Source organism: Alteromonas sp. 4NH20-0056 (assembly GCF_057539655.1).
Window position 1 is genome coordinate 21,154 of the sequence record NZ_BAAJLS010000013.1, and the last position, 15,797, is coordinate 36,950.

The following is a 15,797-nucleotide window of genomic DNA, read 5'->3' on the forward strand; positions in this document are numbered from 1 at the left end:
CATTACCAAGTAAACGTTCCAATGCAAAATGTAACATTAAATGAATGATACAAAAAAGCCCGCTCAAGGCGGGCTTTATTCGTATAACGCGATTTTACTTGTGACGTTCGCGCAGCACAGTAAGCGCGTCGTTAAGCGACATATCACTTGCTTGTAACAACACAGTAAGATGATACAACAAATCCGCTGCTTCGTTTTTAAGCTCTTCTTTATCGTGTACGGTGGCAGCAAGTGCTGTTTCCACCCCTTCTTCACCGACTTTCTGTGCAATACGCTTAATACCTTTATTGTAAAGACTTGCGGTATAGCTGCTTTTTGGGTCGGCGCTTTTACGGCTTGCCAATACTCGCTCTAAGTCTGCAAGGAACGTAAAGGCCGGCGTGCTGCCATCAAACCAACAACTTTCAACACCCGTGTGGCAAGTCGGGCCGTTCGGGTTAGCTAGCACTAATAGTGAATCTTGGTCGCAGTCGCACGCTACGCTAACTAAATCCAGCGTGTTACCCGATGTTTCACCTTTAGTCCAAAGGCGCTGCTTTGAACGGCTAAAAAACGTAACACTGCCAGAGTCTAACGTTTTCGCTAATGCATCTTGGTTCATGTAACCTTGCATTAGTACTTTGCCTGACAACGCATCTTGCACAATGGCGGGTATCAGGTTGTCCATTTTTTCCCAGGCTAACTGGCTGCTGTTTTCATTCGTAATGATCACGGTTTTACTCCTTCTGCTTGCGCCGTTAAGCCGTGACGCTTACGCATGGCTACGCCATTGCTGCTTAATTCTGCTTTAAGGTCATCAATATTGATGATGCCTTTATGAAACACCGATGCCGCCAATGCGCCATCGACATCTGCTTGTTGAAACACATCGGTAAAGTGGCTAATTTCACCTGCACCGCCAGATGCAATAAGTGGCACTTCGCAGACATCACGAACCGCTTTTAACTGCTTGACGTCGTATCCCTTGCGCACACCATCTTGGTTCATGCAGTTCAGTACAATTTCACCGGCCCCACGAGACTGAACTTCTTTAATCCAGTCTAGGGTTTGCCATTTGCTTTTCTGCGTTCGGCTTTCATCGCCAGTAAACTTATACACTTCGTATTGATTTGTGGCTTCGTTATAGAAACTGTCAATACCAATTACTACACACTGTTGACCGTATACATCATGAAGTTGATTAATAAGGTCTGGGTTATTGAGGGCAGGGGAGTTAATCGATATTTTATCAGCGCCCATCTCCAGAATGCGACCTGCATCTTCGATACTCTTTATACCGCCAGCGACACAAAAAGGGATATCGATGACTTGAGCAATGCGACTTACCCAGCTTTTATCAACTACGCGAGCGTCCGAGCTTGCAGTAATATCATAAAACACCAGTTCGTCGGCGCCGGCTTTAGCGTATTGTTCCGCAAGGGGAACAATGTCACCAATAATTTCATGGTTTCTAAACTGAACGCCTTTTACTACTTTACCGTCTCGAACGTCTAAGCAAGGAATTATGCGTTTTGCCAGCATGCAATAGCCTCCTTCACCGTAAACTTACCTTCAAGCAAAGCACGACCTAAAATAACGCCACCGACGTTGGTTGGTTTAAGCGCTTCAATGTCAGCAATGCTACCGATGCCGCCAGAAGCTTGCCAAACGATATTGGGGAAGCGTGCCGCCATCTCTTCATATAACTCTTTGTTTGCACCCTGTAGCGTACCGTCGCGACTGATATCAGTACACAGTACGTGCTTAGCACCTACACTGGCAAAATCGTCTAGCAAGCCTTCAAGGGCAACACCAGAGTTTTCTTGCCAACCATGAGTAGCAATGAGCTTTTCACCCCTTTCGCTGATGTTAATATCAAGCGCCAGCACAATGCGTTCAGGGCCGTACTTTTCTACCCATGACTTAACTAATTCAGGTTGCTTAACCGCTAGTGAGCCAATTACTACGCGGCTAACGCCCGTTTCAATGAGTTGTGCCACTTCTTCTTCGCTACGAATCCCGCCCCCCGCTTGAAACTTCATGCGCTGGGTATCTACCATTGCTTTTATCAGTTCAAGCTGACGTTTGCTGGTGTCTTTTGCGCCGGTAAGATCAACAATATGAAGCCATGTCGCGCCTTGGTCAGCATAATCGTGAACCACCTCTACGGGGTCTAGTTCGTACTGGGTTTTTTGTTCGTAGTCGCCCTGATAAAGGCGCACTACGTGTCCGTCAATAAGATCAATCGCTGGAATAATCATTATAGGTTCACAAAGTTAGTCAGTAGTTGTGCTCCGGCTTCGCCAGAACGCTCAGGGTGAAATTGCACCCCATAAAAGTTGTCTTTATTAATAGCCGCTGAAAACGTATTGCCATAGGTGCAACTTGCAAGGGTATGCGTATATTCAGGTACCGCAAAACTGTGTACAAAATAGAAATACGTCTCTTGCGGAATACCGCTAAACAAGCTTTCGTTTTTATGGGTAACCGTGTTCCACCCCATATGAGGCAAACGGACACCGTTTGCTTCCATACGTGCAACATGGCCAGGCATTAACGACAAACACGGGATATTACCGGTACCTTTAAAGCCACCTTCAGCACTGGTGTTTACCATAAGCTGCATGCCTAAACATACGCCTAAAACCGGCTGAGTGAGTGACTGAAGCGTTTCAACTAATGCTTTTTGTTTAATACTTTGCATTGCTGCTGCTGCGGTGCCTACGCCGGGTAAAAACACTTTGTCTGCATTTTTTATGACATTCACATCATCAGACACATCCACTTCAACACCTAAGCGTTCAAGTGCAAATCTGACTGATGAAATATTTGCGCAGCCCGTGTTTACAATGACTATTTTCTGTCGTTGGCGAGTGTTTACCACTGACATTACAGTGCTCCTTTACTGCTTGGCAGTGCATCACCTTGACGCGTAATAGCCTGACGAAGGGCGCGGCCAAATACTTTAAATAAGCTTTCTACTTGGTGGTGGGCGTTGCCTTCGCTGGTAGAAAGGTGAAGTGATAACCCCATGCTTTGCGCCAGTGAATAAAAGAAGTGCGGTACCATTTCGGTAGCCATTTCACCCACTTGGTCGCGGCTGAATTCAGCCTCGAACTTCAGGTGAGGGCGATTGGAAATATCCATTATGCATTCAGCGCGACACTCGTCCATAGGAAGTGCAAACCCAAACCGGCCAATGCCGCGTTTGTCGCCTAACGCTTTTTTAAGCGCTTCACCGAGTGCAAGCGCGGTGTCTTCGACACTGTGATGATCATCAATGTGCAGGTCGCCATCAACCGATACATTCAATTCAAAACCACCGTGTGTCGCAATCTGGTCAAGCATGTGGTCAAAAAAGCCCAGCCCAGTATGAATGGTAGACTTTGCTTGAGAGTCTAAGTCGACACGAACCTTGATATCGGTTTCAGAGGTGGTACGAACGACCTCTGCAATACGTGACGATGCCAGCAACGCTTTTTGAATGTCATCCCAGTTAAGGCTTTCACGGTTGTACTGAAAGCTACGGATGCCCATGTTTTCAGCAAGCTGTACGTCGGTGATGCGATCGCCAATAACAAACGAGCGCGTGAAGTCGACTTTCCCTTGCTGAAGGTAATCTTTTACCAAACCTAATTTGGGTTTACGGCATGTGCAGTCGTCTTCATTGAAGTGTGGACAAATCAGCACATCATCAAACGTTACCCCTTGGCTTTCGAAAATGGCCATCATGGCATTATGTGGTTTATCGAAGTCTTCCTGAGGGAAGCTATCGGTGCCTAGTCCGTCCTGATTGGTGACCATAACGAACTTATAACCCGCTGCTTTTAGCTTAAGCAGTACGGGAATGACGTTAGGTTCAAAAACGAGTTTTTCTAATCGGTCTAATTGCTTATCAACCGGTGGCTCTTCTACAAGTGTTCCGTCGCGGTCTATAAATAAAATGGCTTGCTGACTCATGCCGCGTCCTCATTATTTTTAAATTCGTTAATTAACTGCATCAAGCGCTGATTCTGTTCTTCTGTACCAATGCTTACCCGTAAACAGTTTTGTAAATTTAGTTGTTTTGATTGGTCCCGTATCAGCATGCCTCGGCTTACTAAAAACTGCATTAATGCAGGGGCTTTTTCATAGCGAAATAAAATGAAATTCGCTTTTGTATCACCCACTAGTTCAATACCTTCAATACCTTGAAGGGCCGTTGCCAATGACGCTTTCTCACGATTAATGGTGGCCACTTGAAGTTCAAGTAGCGACAATGCTTCTGGAGTTAACGCTTTTGCGGCTATCTGGGCCACAGGCTCTGGAATCGGGTAAGGCGCAATCACTTTAAGTAGCGCTTGAATAACGGGCGCTTGTGCAAGGGTAAAACCACAGCGAAGGCCTGCCAATGCAAAAGCCTTAGATAGCGTGCGAAGCACGACCAAATTCGGATAATTGCTTATTTCGTTTGCCCAAGTACTGTCGGCGTCGAACTCAATATAGGCTTCATCCACCACTACGAGCGCTTTATCTGCAAAGTGCGTTAACACCGTTTTGATGTCTTCTCGGGCTACCGGCGTGCCGGTTGGGTTATTTGGCGCACAAATAAAGATTACATTCACGTCGTCTTCAGCGCATACCGCATTAACGTTTAGGCTGAAATCTGCATTTAGCGGCACTTTTTTTACGCCCACATCGCAGGTTTCAGCACTTATGGCGTACATACCATAGGTGGGCGGGCAAATAAGAATGTTGTCTTTGCCAGGCGTACAAAAGGTACGAATCAACAATTCAATACCTTCATCTGCGCCGCGCGTGACGATAAGTTCAGACGTGTCACGACCAGCATAGTTAGCGTAACCTTGAACAACACCGCTAGGCTGGCATGACGGATAGCGGTTAAAATTACTGCTATCTACGCTGTATTCGTTCGCATAGGGCGACTCGTTGGCGTTAAGCCAGTCTTGGCCGCCAGAAAATAAACGGCGTGCTGATTCGTACGGCTTCAAAGGCACTAAATTAGCATTCAGTAAGCTATCAATAAGCGACGACATTAGGCATCTCCTTGCTTAAGCTTATTCATTCGCAGCGCTACGGCTTGTTCATGAGCATCTAATCCTTCGGCGCTGGCCAGTGCCATTATGGCAGGGCCCAAATTACGCATACCATCGGCAGACAGCTCTTGAATCGTGTAGCGGCGCATAAAGTCTAACAAGCCTAAGCTAGAATAATTCTTCGCATATCCGTAGGTAGGCAACACGTGGTTAGTGCCAGACGCATAATCGCCTGCCGACTCGGGAGACCACGGGCCTAAGAAAATAGAACCCGCGTGCTTAATTTTTGGCAAGTAGCTGCGTGCGTCTTCTATTTGCACTATTAAGTGCTCAGCGGCGTAAGCGTTGCTCGCTTCAATGGCTTGTTCTATCGAATCGGCCAGAATGTAGCGCGCATTTTCCATTGCAGGGCGTGCAATTTCAGCACGAGATAACGTCGCTAATTGACGCTCTACCGCGGCTTTCGTCGCTTCGATAAGACTCTCGCTGTTCGATACCAAAATAGCCTGCGAGTCAGGGCCGTGCTCAGCTTGCGATAATAAATCGGCAGCAACGAACTCTGGATCGGCATATTCATCTGCAAGCACCAAGACTTCTGATGGACCTGCTGGCATATCGATTGCCGCACCATCAGCTCGCTGACTTACCTGCTGCTTGGCTTCGGTGACAAAACTATTACCTGGGCCAAATATCTTATCTACGCGAGGAATGCTCTCAGTACCAAGCGCCATTGCCGCAATAGCCTGCGCGCCGCCGCAAAGATAAATGGCATCGATACCGCACTTACGCGCGGCATAGGCAATTTCTGGTGCTATCAATTTCTCTTTGTTGGGCGGGGTGCAGAGAAGCTTGTTCTCACAACCCGCAACAAGTGCTGGCACGCCAAGCATTAATACCGTTGAAGGCAAAGGTGCACTACCGCCAGGAATATATAAGCCAACGGCGTCAAGCGCTGTAAAACGCAGTTCGCAGTTAACACCAGGCGTTGTGGCTAACGCAATATCGCTCGGTGTTTGCGCCTCGTGAAACGTTTTAATGTTGTCAAAAGCAATGTCTATCGCCTTTGCGACAGTAGGGGTAACCTTTGCCGCTAATGCGTCAATGTTGTCTTGCGATAACACAAGCGACTGCAAATCGGGGCAGTCAAATTGGCGAGTATAGTCCAATACAGCGGCATCGCCCTTCGCTTCTACGCCAGCAATAATATCGCCCACGATTTGCTTCAACTGCGTGCTATTGGCCATAGCGGGGCGTGCTAGCGCCTGTTTTTTCTCATCACTGGAAAGAGACGACCAAGTAATCATAATAGTTTGCCTTTAGCCCATCATTTTTTCGATTGGCATTACAAGAATAGAAGTACAACCAAGCGCTTTTAGCTTTTCCATGGTTTCCCAGAACAATGTTTCTGTCGATACCACATGCATAGCAACCAACTCATCATTTCCGGCAAGAGGAAGTACGGTTGGTATTTCTGCGCCAGGAAGTAAGCTTTTTACTTGCTCTAGGTATGCTTTGGGTGCGTGAAGCATGATGTACTTGCTTTCTTTTGCCAACAATACGCCGTCTACGCGCGGCAATAAGCGATTAATAAGTGCTTGCTTGTCGTCACTCATGGCGCCATTTGCACGCTGAATAAGCACGGCCTTTGAACGGAATATTTCGTCTTTCTCTACCAAGCCATTCGCTTCTAGCGTTGCGCCGGTAGACACCAAGTCGCAGATAGCGTCAGCAACGCCTGCACGCGGTGCTACTTCAACCGAGCCTGTAAGCATTACTGCTTTTGCATTAACGCCGTTTTCGCTGAAATAGCGCTCAAGTAAGTACGGGTATGTTGTTGCTACTTCTTTACCATTTAATGACTGAATACCGTCGTATTGCATTTCATTTGGCACCGCTATTGATAGTCGGCAGCCACCGTAATCTAAACGGCGAAGCGTTTTATACTCGAAAGGTTTGCCTGCCGCTTTACGCTCTAGAGACTTCTCTTCTAATTCATTTTCACCGATGAAACCAAGGTCAACAACACCATCCATAACAAGGCCTGGAATATCGTCATCGCGCACGCGCAGTAAGTCGATAGGTTCGTTGGTTGAATGCGCAATCAGTAGTCGATCACGAATGTTCAGCTTTATGCCAATCGCCTTCAAAAGAGCGATGCTATCATCGCTCAAACGGCCTGATTTCTGTATGGCAATTCGAAGTCTTTTACTGTTACTCATTGAAACGTTCCTTACTCATTGTGTTTAGCTTTTGATTGCGCTAAAACGAAAAACCCCCGGAAGTTTCCTTCCGAGGGTCGAGAATTTTTCTATCTGCGCCACTGGAAGGAATCATAGACCTTCCAGCACCAAACCTGAAAGGTTATGCTTTGTGGTGATGGTGATGTTTTGCCGCGCAGTTTTTCATTTTACTCTATATAGTCTTATTTTCGAACGAGCGAAACATTAGCGTTTTGCCTGTAAATTTGCAAGGTAAAAGTGAACTCTTTTGCTACTTTACGTCTAAATTATTATATATAAGGTAAAACTTTTTGATATGACGCAATTCTGATCTTTTTTATGTCGTTACACTGCATCAGCATGTGTTAAACCGGAGCAAACACAACAATGAGCAATGACTTAATCTTTCCTATATTGCCACGCAACACAAAGGTGCCCGTGGTTGAAGAGGGAAACGTAAAAAAGGTGGCCAGAACGAAAAAGACGGAGAGCCTGAACCAAGATGAAAAAGAGCAGCATGAGAATATCCGCAATATAGATATGGTTGAGCAACTGTCAAAGCATCAGCAAGAGAACAACGGGAAAGACAATGATGAGCAAGATGAGGATGGACTTAAGCACATTGATATTGATGTGTGAATAGCACGCTGCTTTTTCTTTGTTCGGAAAGGATAAATAACCTTCGGGTGTTCGACGAGCATCGACCTCCTGAAGGTCATCATGTTAATACGCGTCAACGCATTAATTAAGCTGCTTATCTACCCAGAATTTTGTGCCTTTCACCGTTGCTTGCAGCGCCAAGCCGCTCTCTGTCATTGTGTAAACGGTAACATTGCCCAAGTAGCCTTCGCCCTCGGCTGAAGCCCCCTTATTACCTGCTTTAGCAGCGGCGTCGGCGTTACCCCCAACGGTCCAGCCGTTTTCGATAAAATATTTCATCGAGTCTGTCGAATGAAATACCATAACAATACGGTAGTCTTTTGCGCCTAGCCCAAGTCCAACGCCACCTTCTGCCATATTCATATAGGTTTTAGCGCCAGTAATATTGTTATTAACCACACCGTAGCCCGTTCCAGCTGCGAAAAAAATGACATTGATATTAGCGTTGGTAAACACCGCATACCCTGCCGCATCGTTTATTTGTGCGCGAGTGTCAGGTTTTTCTGTGTACAGTCGCGCTAATGCGTCTTGTTGCATATCAATAATCGCCTGTCGCTTTTCGGTAACAGTACCGCTGCCCATTGAGGCACAACCCACCATTGATATTGCAGTAAGTAAAAAGATTAGATTTTTGCTTAACGTTCTGAAATACATAGTTTTCTCCATAAAAGTGTGTGATAGCTGCTAACATTTTGCTAGGGGCAGCTCTGCTTAATAACAGGTAGCGCTTGGTATTGTGTAATAATAGTACGAGATTTATTACGTTTGTTGGTAAGTTTGCAAGTATCGTGCGCAACACGCACTTTGTTGGTAAGGCGAGTATCGCTTTTACTCGCTTTTGACAAGTTGCTCGGTGACAAAACCCTCATTTTCAAGCAATGAAAACCGTTTATCATCGCCTGAAAATCAAACTGCCGACTACGCTAGCGTAGACTGCGAAGGATTGATCACAGCTATGCCGGTTTCAAATGTATTAATATCAGAGAGGGTATAAGCCGTTTAGTATGCAAAAGGTAGTGAGTAATCGTTGGCTCTTAACTGGTGTAGCGTGTCGCTGTTTCCAAAAGCTCTGTAAACAGAAGCACCATGAATAACGTCGCCAAGTAGGAGTATGATTAGACCAGTAACGGCAAAGATAAAAAATAGTGGCGATGTAATACAAACACTACGTGTGCAGTAAACGCCAATATTTCGCGATGCTCGCGATGTAAAACAACACCATGAACGAGTGGTGTTGTAACGTTAACCGCCAAATACGAGTATCATGTCATAATGAAAAACATTCATCATACAGCGCTCAATCAAAAGTAAAGTATTGGGGTTAATGCCAATCTATTTCCATTTCGAGTGCGTCAGGTGCATCGTGCTGACCAACCATTTCTTCATAGGGTGTGCTTTGGCGTAGCCAAACATGCTCGAAAGAAGAGGCGCTAAAATGCGCTTTAATCTCATTTAAGCAATGAAAGGTTTTAGGCTGCGACTGTGAATCTCGAACGAGTGTACGCGTGGCGCCAACACCTGTTGACGCTAAGTAGCTTCCGCCCTCAATTGATTCAATATATAAGTTCATTGTCTCGCTCCTGTGGTTACTTTATTTATAGTCGTCGCGGCGAACAACGATCATTAATTGTTTGTTAATGTTCGTGCTTCGCTCACGATTTCCACCATTGTCTTTGGCAAACTATTAACCCAGCGTTTATAAGCGATTGTTTTAAAAGGTCTCTGTCACTTTCGTTAAGAAAATGACCTATTTCAACAGTGTGCTCATCGTCGTAAAGAATTGTTTTAGGAAGTAACCAGCTATCAGGCTCATTGGTAAAATCAACATAAGTGCTTGCTCTAAGAAGCGTTCGTGCATGTTGGGTTGATGAGGTGATGATGACGGTGGTCGTATTTATCTCAACGGTTTCCCATTGATAGGTAAGTGACGATACGTAATGCATCAACAGTGCTAATAGCAGCACCTCAACCCCAGCAAAGGGTAAAATCAGCCAGGCACCCACAAGCGCCCATGCGATGGCAATGGTGCTAATGAAAAGGGCAAATGCCGCGATAAGCCATTTTGTTTCATACCACGATGCAGAACGGTTAGGCATTAACCTTATCACCGCGGTATTATTATCTTGTGTGACTTGAAGCATAGTTGCGCGTTACGTGAAATAATAAGTAAGTGTACGTATAGATAGCGCATATTGGGTTAATTTTTATTCAACGCGCCCCAATTGTTCGCTTTATACATGACACAAATGAGAGTCAACATAGTGCTAACCATGGCTCGCATCATCGTATTTAAAAGGGAACCAGTTTGTCGTCGTTTTTTTCTTTATTAAAGCAATCACCGGTGTTGGCTTTACTCGCCGTGCTTTGGGTTATCACGGTGTTGTTGCAAAGTGATAGTGCTTCGCTAATCACACAGTTTGGTGGTTTTACCCTGTTAGGCATAGTTGGAGCCATTTTCGCCAATGCGACGGGGGCAGGGGGGGGCGTCATTTTTGTTCCCTTTTTCAACTACCTTGGGTTTGCGCCTGAAAACATTGTGGCAACCAGTTTTGCTATTCAGTGCTGTGGTATGACCGCCGGCGCATTCACCTGGTGGCGCTATAGAAAAACACAGGTTGCCTATCAAAAACAGTGGGGGCCATTAACTTCAGGGTTACTGTTATGCATTCCTTCTTCGCTGGTGGGCATAGGGCTTGCGCAATATGGGCCAAACTACGTTGAAGCGCTATCTACGTTGCAATCTGGGCTACCCGCACTGCATTTCGGTTTCGGGGTGTTTTCCGTGTTTCTTGCTCTGGCAATATTTATATCTATCGCATTTTTAAAACGTACCGCTTTTAATGAAAGCTTTAGTCAGGCAGACATAATTATGCTGCCTTTAATCTCGTTTTTTGGTGGCTTCATTACTGCGTTTTTATCAGTGGGCGTGGGTGAGCTGGTTGCAGTTTATTTAATCATGAGAGGCTTCAATGTGACCATGGCCATAGCACTTGCAGTAATATTGTCGGCAGTGTCTGTATGGGGCGCTGTTGTTTATCATGTAACTATCAGCGAAGCGATTGTGTGGTCCATTGTGTTGTTTGCTGGGGCAGGAGCTATCGTTGGTGGTATTGTTGCAAAACGTGTTGTTTTGGCGTTCTCCGTGCCAACGTTAAAGCTGTTTTTCGGGACATGGGTGCTAGTATTAGGTTTATCAGGTTTACCTTTATTCTAACCGCCACCCCAGTATATTAAGATGAAACGCATGGCATTTAATGTAACCCCCACAAACCATTTCAACGTAATACAGCCGGCGTGGTCTAGCCATGCGGTAATTTACCAAGTTAATACAAGACAATTTTCAGTGTCGGGTTCGTTTGAGGGGGTCAGGGAAAAACTACAGCATATTGTTGACCTTGGTGCAGACATTATCTGGTTAATGCCCATTCATCCGATTGGTTCAAAAAACAGAAAAGGGCACCTTGGAAGCCCCTATGCCGTAAAGGACTATTTTGGCATAAACCCTGAGTTCGGCGACGAAAATGACTTCAAAAAGCTGGTCGATGACGCCCATGCTTTAGGGTTGAAAGTCATTATCGATTGGGTGCCTAACCATAGCGCCTGGGATAATGCGCTAACGGTTGAACATCCGAATTGGTATGCCAAAGATCACAGGGGCGATTTCCGCCCGTCACCGTGGTGGGACTGGAGCGATATTATCGAGTTTGACTATTCCCAGCCAGACTTGCGTCGCTACATGATTGAGGCACTGCAATACTGGGTGAAAACCTATGATATTGATGGTTTTCGATGTGACGTAGCAGGGTATGTGCCCAATGATTTTTGGGAGCAAGCACGGGATGCACTCGACACCATCAAGCCGGTATTCATGCTGGCAGAGTGGGAAGCGCGAGACTTGCATCAAAAAGCATTTAACATGACCTATGCATGGAGCTGGAATGAAACCATGCACGCGCTTGCACATGGCAAGTGCTCACTTGACCGTCTTAGAAAATACTACTCGTGGAACGAAAGGGCATGGCCGCACAACGCTTATCGAATGACCTTTGTGAGCAATCACGACAAAAATGCATGGGATGGCACACAACGGGAGCAGTTTGGTCTTGCACTCGAGTCAGCCATTGTGTTGTCGGTGTTAGGCGAGGGGATGCCGCTAATCCATAATGGCCAAGAAGCGGGTGAAAGTAAGCGCTTGGCGTTCTTCGACCGTGACCCTATCGAATGGAAACCAGACCCTATTGGAACGTTATATAAGGCACTAATATCGCTTAAAAAACGTCATGCAGTGCTGGGTAATGGAGCGTTCGGCGCACGCATGTTGCAAGTGCCTAATAGCCATATGCAGCAGGTGTTTAGTTTTGTACGTCAAGACAGTACAACGAAAATTTTTATCGCGATTAATTTTTCTGATGAGCTTCAGGCTGTCACTTTCCTCGACCCTAACATTAATGGGTCGTACCTTGAGTGGACGGTGGATGGGTACAAAACGGTGGCACAACCGTTATCGCAAAACACGACGATTACCTTGCCTGCATGGGGATATAAGGTTTACGTTAGTGCGCAATAAGGCGTGAAATCCTGTAGAATTGTCGTGAAATTTTTGGTTTAGTGCCCATTTCCCAATAAATTTGGCATAATGCCGCCCCTAACGATTCCCGTATTTTCAGTAACTAAAGTAATTATGCCTACCATCAAAGACGTATTTTCCTCGACAGGGCTTTTAGCCGATGCGATAAAAGGCTTTGTGCCTCGAGAAGCGCAAACTGACATGGCCAAAGCCGTAAAAGAAGCGATTGATGGCACCAGCAGCTTAGTGGTTGAAGCAGGGACGGGCACAGGGAAAACGTTCGCATATTTGGCCCCAGTGTTAATGAGCAAGGGCAAAGCGATTGTCTCTACGGGCACCAAAAACCTGCAAGAGCAGCTGTTCCACCGCGATTTACCGCTAGTTAAAAAAGCCTTAAAAAGTGCGCGAAAAACAGCGTTGCTAAAGGGGCGTGCTAACTATCTCTGTCTTCATAGGCTTTCCCAGCACGGCGGTAATTCTACGCTGGTGGAAAAAGAAGTATTGGGTCAGCTGTCAGAAGTAAAACGGTGGTCAACGTCCACAAAAACCGGCGACATGGGTGAGTTAAAAACTCTTCCTGAAGACGCCAAGGTACTGCCACTAGTAACCTCGACAGTGGATAATTGTTTAGGCCGAGATTGCCCTGATTACGAAGACTGCTACTTGGTAAAAGCACGGCGTAAAGCCCTTGATGCCGACATTATCGTGGTTAACCACCATTTGTTCTTCGCCGACATGGCACTTAAGGATACAGGTTTTGGCGAGCTTATTCCTGAAGCCGACGCGATTATTTTCGATGAAGCCCACCAAATTCCTGACATCGCTAGCGATTACTTTGGTGAATCACTATCAACGCGGCAAATTCATGATTTAGCAAAAGATATTACGTTGCTGTTTAGAACTGTGCTTAAAGACGCGGCGCAACTTGATAAAGCAGCCGATAAGTGTCGAATGATCGCCTCTGACTTAAGGTTGTTGTTTCCAGACACGCCACAGCGTGGGAATTGGGCAGAGGCGTTAACGCGTGATGACGTACGCTTACAAGTGGGAAAACTGGCTGAATCGCTCGGCGTGCTGCACGAAGTGTGTAAATTGCATATTGGCCGAGACAAAGACCTTGATAACCTTTACGAGCGGGTAGTTGCGTGCAGAGAGCAATTAGATGCACTTAGCGACGAAAAACAAGAGAACGTAAGTTTGTGGTATGAAACCACAAATCGTCACCTTATTATGCATTTAACGCCGCTTTCTATTGCAGCGAAGTTCAGACGATTTGTCGAATCGGTTCCTCGTGGTTGGGTATTTACGTCGGCCACGTTAATGGTTAACGGCGGTTTCGAGCACTTTCAACGAAGAATGGGGCTAGAAGATGCTCGTACACTGGGCCTCGACAGCCCGTTTAACTACCCCGAACAAGCGATGCTGTGTGTGCCTCGATACTTGCCAGAGCCTAACAGCTTTGAAATGCGTGAAACGCTGCTCCAAACAGCAAAGCGACTAATCGTCGCCAGCCGAGGCCGGTGCTTCTTGTTGTTTACCAGTCACGCCATGTTGCGCGAGATTGCTAAAAAGCTAGAAGATGAGGTAGATAATCCGTTATTAGTGCAGGGCACCACAACGAAACAAGCCTTATTAGATGCCTATCTTGCCGATGAAAAAGCGGTACTGTTGGGTACGGGGGCGTTTTGGGAGGGCGTGGATGTACGCGGCAGTGATTTGGTCTGTGTGATGATTGATAAGCTCCCGTTTGCCTCACCGGATGACCCACTATTGCAAGCGCGTATGGAAGATGTCAAAAAGCGCGGCGCTAACCCGTTTGGTATTATTCAAATACCCCAAGCCGTCATCACCTTAAAGCAAGGTGCAGGCAGGCTTATTCGCGATCCTAAAGATAAAGGCGTGTTGGTGATCTGCGATAATCGCTTGGTAACCAAACCCTATGCAAAAACATTTGTAGGCAGCTTGCCGAATATGCGCAGAACGCGCAGCTTAGACGAAGTTGAGCGCTTTCTTGCGCGAGTGGATGATGAGTAAAATATGAAATTATTAGTCTTAGATACCGCAACCGAAGCGTGTTCGGTTGCACTTGAAAACGATGGTACGGTAACGGCTCGCTTTGAAATTTGTCCGCAGCAACATAGCCAACGACTGTTGCCTATGGTTGATGACGTGCTGAAAGATGCGGGTGTGTCACTTAAAGAACTTGATGCGTTAGCGTTTGGTCGCGGTCCAGGTAGTTTTACAGGCGTACGAATAGCGACGGGCATGATACAAGGGCTTGCGTTAGGCACTGGCTTGAGTGTGGCGGGCGTTAGTACGTTAGAAGCAATGGCGCAACAAGCGTCGGCAGAAACACAGAGAGACGTGTTTGCATGTGCACTTGATGCGCGTATGGGCGAAGTCTATTTTGCGGTTTATGGTCGCTCAGAAGGTGGCCTATCGCTGTTAATTGAAGAACAAGTCTGTCCGCCAGAGCATGCTGCAGAACTACTCTCAGCGATCACTGACCCGTTTGAAGCGCTTGGCACCGGTTGGGAAGCCTACGAAACGCTAGATGAATTAAAAGGTAAGGACGTTAAGGTTTCAATAACGTTACCTGCCGCTGAATTCATGGTACCGATTGCTATCGAAGACGTACAAAAAGGGGCGGTAAGTGATGCCGCGACGGTAAAACCGATCTACTTGCGCGATAAAGTAACGTGGAAGAAGCTGCCGGGTAGAGAGTAACGTAGTAAAAAAGTATCCTGGGTTAGCGAAACATGCGTCATGACGTACGTTGAAATAGTGTCAGGTATGAAAATTGCTTTGCGTAATTAAGGTCTGCGTGACGTCCCCATGGGGTACTTCAGCAGAGATAACGTTGCACTACTGAGTAATTAGCTGCTTTTGAATCAATGAATATAAATACAAGTTTTACGCTTCCCCAATCCGACAATGCGCAGCCGCGAAGTCGGGTTAACAGCATTGATAAAGATGCGCCAGACAATGGCAAAAATAACGCGCAAGCTTTGCAGCGTGCGGTTGTTGTTGCACCCGACGAAGTGGGTTCTGATAATGCACAGGCGTATCAACAGTTTGTGCGAGAAGACAGCAAGGTAACCTCGCAAAATGCCATTGCGTCTTATCTTAGTTTTGAAAAACAAGAAAAACGTGAGTCGGTGCAGGCTATGTTCGGTGTTGACGTTTACGCCTAGCCTTTGTGTGCATGTAATGTGCCCATCAGAAATACCATGATAAATATCCAATCTATGAAACTTTCAATTGCGTAAACCATCCAACCATTAAGTTTGTATAAAGGTATGATCGCGGTACTGGCGCGCTGCCCCTAATCCTGAT

Annotated in this window: 17 protein-coding genes and 1 other annotated feature; of the genes, 6 read left to right on the top strand and 11 right to left on the bottom strand. The window is 46.2% G+C overall.

What is annotated here, in order from left to right; translation table 11 throughout:
• Window positions 1-94 precede the first annotated feature (94 nt).
• The 8 genes from hisIE to hisG are packed head-to-tail and all read right to left on the bottom strand — an operon-like array spanning window position 95 to window position 7,234.
• Window positions 95-712 (bottom strand): bifunctional phosphoribosyl-AMP cyclohydrolase/phosphoribosyl-ATP diphosphatase HisIE, encoded by a 618-nt coding sequence (gene hisIE, locus AC27EZ_RS16885; RefSeq protein ID WP_487136445.1) that lies wholly within the window; start codon window positions 710-712, stop codon window positions 95-97.
• Window positions 709-1,521 carry an imidazole glycerol phosphate synthase subunit HisF gene (hisF, locus tag AC27EZ_RS16890; protein WP_487136446.1) on the bottom strand — a complete coding sequence of 271 codons (813 nt, stop codon included), beginning with the start codon at window positions 1,519-1,521 and terminating at the stop codon, window positions 709-711. The genes hisIE and hisF overlap by 4 nt, the downstream gene beginning before the upstream one ends.
• Window positions 1,503-2,240, bottom strand: a complete 738-nt coding sequence (hisA, locus tag AC27EZ_RS16895) for a 1-(5-phosphoribosyl)-5-[(5-phosphoribosylamino)methylideneamino]imidazole-4-carboxamide isomerase (protein ID WP_487136447.1) — start codon at window positions 2,238-2,240, stop codon at window positions 1,503-1,505. The genes hisF and hisA overlap by 19 nt, the downstream gene beginning before the upstream one ends.
• A complete protein-coding gene (gene hisH, locus AC27EZ_RS16900) occupies window positions 2,240-2,869 on the bottom strand; it encodes an imidazole glycerol phosphate synthase subunit HisH (protein WP_487136448.1) in 630 nt (209 codons plus the stop codon). The genes hisA and hisH overlap by 1 nt, the downstream gene beginning before the upstream one ends.
• Window positions 2,869-3,939, bottom strand: a complete 1,071-nt coding sequence (gene hisB / locus AC27EZ_RS16905; protein WP_487136449.1) for a bifunctional histidinol-phosphatase/imidazoleglycerol-phosphate dehydratase HisB — start codon at window positions 3,937-3,939, stop codon at window positions 2,869-2,871. Before hisB ends, hisH begins: the two co-directional genes overlap by 1 nt.
• Entirely contained in the window at window positions 3,936-5,015 is a 1,080-nt protein-coding gene (gene hisC / locus AC27EZ_RS16910; RefSeq protein ID WP_487136450.1) for a histidinol-phosphate transaminase, read from the bottom strand. Before hisC ends, hisB begins: the two co-directional genes overlap by 4 nt.
• Window positions 5,015-6,319, bottom strand: coding sequence for a histidinol dehydrogenase (gene hisD / locus AC27EZ_RS16915; RefSeq protein ID WP_487136451.1), 1,305 nt, complete (start codon window positions 6,317-6,319; stop codon window positions 5,015-5,017). Before hisD ends, hisC begins: the two co-directional genes overlap by 1 nt.
• 12 nt (window positions 6,320-6,331) lie before the next feature.
• The gene (gene hisG / locus AC27EZ_RS16920; protein WP_487136452.1) at window positions 6,332-7,234 is read right to left on the bottom strand and encodes an ATP phosphoribosyltransferase; all 903 of its coding nucleotides are present in this window, start codon (window positions 7,232-7,234) and stop codon (window positions 6,332-6,334) included.
• A 48-nt stretch (window positions 7,235-7,282) separates the two neighbouring features.
• Window positions 7,283-7,401 (bottom strand) — a sequence feature (His leader region).
• A gap of 220 nt (window positions 7,402-7,621) precedes the next feature.
• Between hisG and AC27EZ_RS16925 the strand changes: the two genes are divergently transcribed.
• Window positions 7,622-7,873 carry a hypothetical protein gene (locus tag AC27EZ_RS16925; RefSeq protein WP_487136453.1) on the top strand — a complete coding sequence of 84 codons (252 nt, stop codon included), beginning with the start codon at window positions 7,622-7,624 and terminating at the stop codon, window positions 7,871-7,873.
• A gap of 102 nt (window positions 7,874-7,975) precedes the next feature.
• On the opposite strand, the gene AC27EZ_RS16930 is transcribed toward AC27EZ_RS16925, so the two are convergent.
• The 3 genes from AC27EZ_RS16930 to AC27EZ_RS16940 form a co-directional block, all read right to left on the bottom strand.
• Window positions 7,976-8,548 (bottom strand): lipid-binding SYLF domain-containing protein, encoded by a 573-nt coding sequence (locus AC27EZ_RS16930; protein WP_487136454.1) that lies wholly within the window; start codon window positions 8,546-8,548, stop codon window positions 7,976-7,978.
• Window positions 8,549-9,215: 667 nt separating this feature from the next.
• On the bottom strand, window positions 9,216-9,464 hold the full coding sequence (locus tag AC27EZ_RS16935; protein ID WP_487136455.1) for a DUF6482 family protein: 249 nt from the start codon (window positions 9,462-9,464) through the stop codon (window positions 9,216-9,218).
• Window positions 9,465-9,546: 82 nt separating this feature from the next.
• Entirely contained in the window at window positions 9,547-10,035 is a 489-nt protein-coding gene (locus tag AC27EZ_RS16940) for a DUF2244 domain-containing protein (protein ID WP_487136456.1), read from the bottom strand.
• A gap of 164 nt (window positions 10,036-10,199) precedes the next feature.
• Here AC27EZ_RS16940 and AC27EZ_RS16945 point away from each other — a divergent pair, with 164 nt between their 5' ends.
• From AC27EZ_RS16945 to AC27EZ_RS16965, 5 genes are all read left to right on the top strand, one after another.
• Window positions 10,200-11,108, top strand: a complete 909-nt coding sequence (locus AC27EZ_RS16945; RefSeq protein WP_487136457.1) for a sulfite exporter TauE/SafE family protein — start codon at window positions 10,200-10,202, stop codon at window positions 11,106-11,108.
• 30 nt (window positions 11,109-11,138) lie between these two features.
• Window positions 11,139-12,461, top strand: a complete 1,323-nt coding sequence (locus tag AC27EZ_RS16950; RefSeq protein ID WP_487136458.1) for an alpha-amylase family glycosyl hydrolase — start codon at window positions 11,139-11,141, stop codon at window positions 12,459-12,461.
• A gap of 114 nt (window positions 12,462-12,575) precedes the next feature.
• Window positions 12,576-14,495, top strand: a complete 1,920-nt coding sequence (yoaA, locus tag AC27EZ_RS16955) for a DNA repair helicase YoaA (protein ID WP_487136459.1) — start codon at window positions 12,576-12,578, stop codon at window positions 14,493-14,495.
• 3 nt (window positions 14,496-14,498) lie between these two features.
• Window positions 14,499-15,188: a tRNA (adenosine(37)-N6)-threonylcarbamoyltransferase complex dimerization subunit type 1 TsaB gene (gene tsaB / locus AC27EZ_RS16960; protein ID WP_487136460.1), complete on the top strand. Its 690-nt coding sequence runs from the start codon at window positions 14,499-14,501 to the stop codon at window positions 15,186-15,188.
• Window positions 15,189-15,355: 167 nt separating this feature from the next.
• A complete protein-coding gene (locus AC27EZ_RS16965) occupies window positions 15,356-15,655 on the top strand; it encodes a hypothetical protein (RefSeq protein ID WP_487136461.1) in 300 nt (99 codons plus the stop codon).
• Window positions 15,656-15,797: the final 142 nt, after the last annotated feature.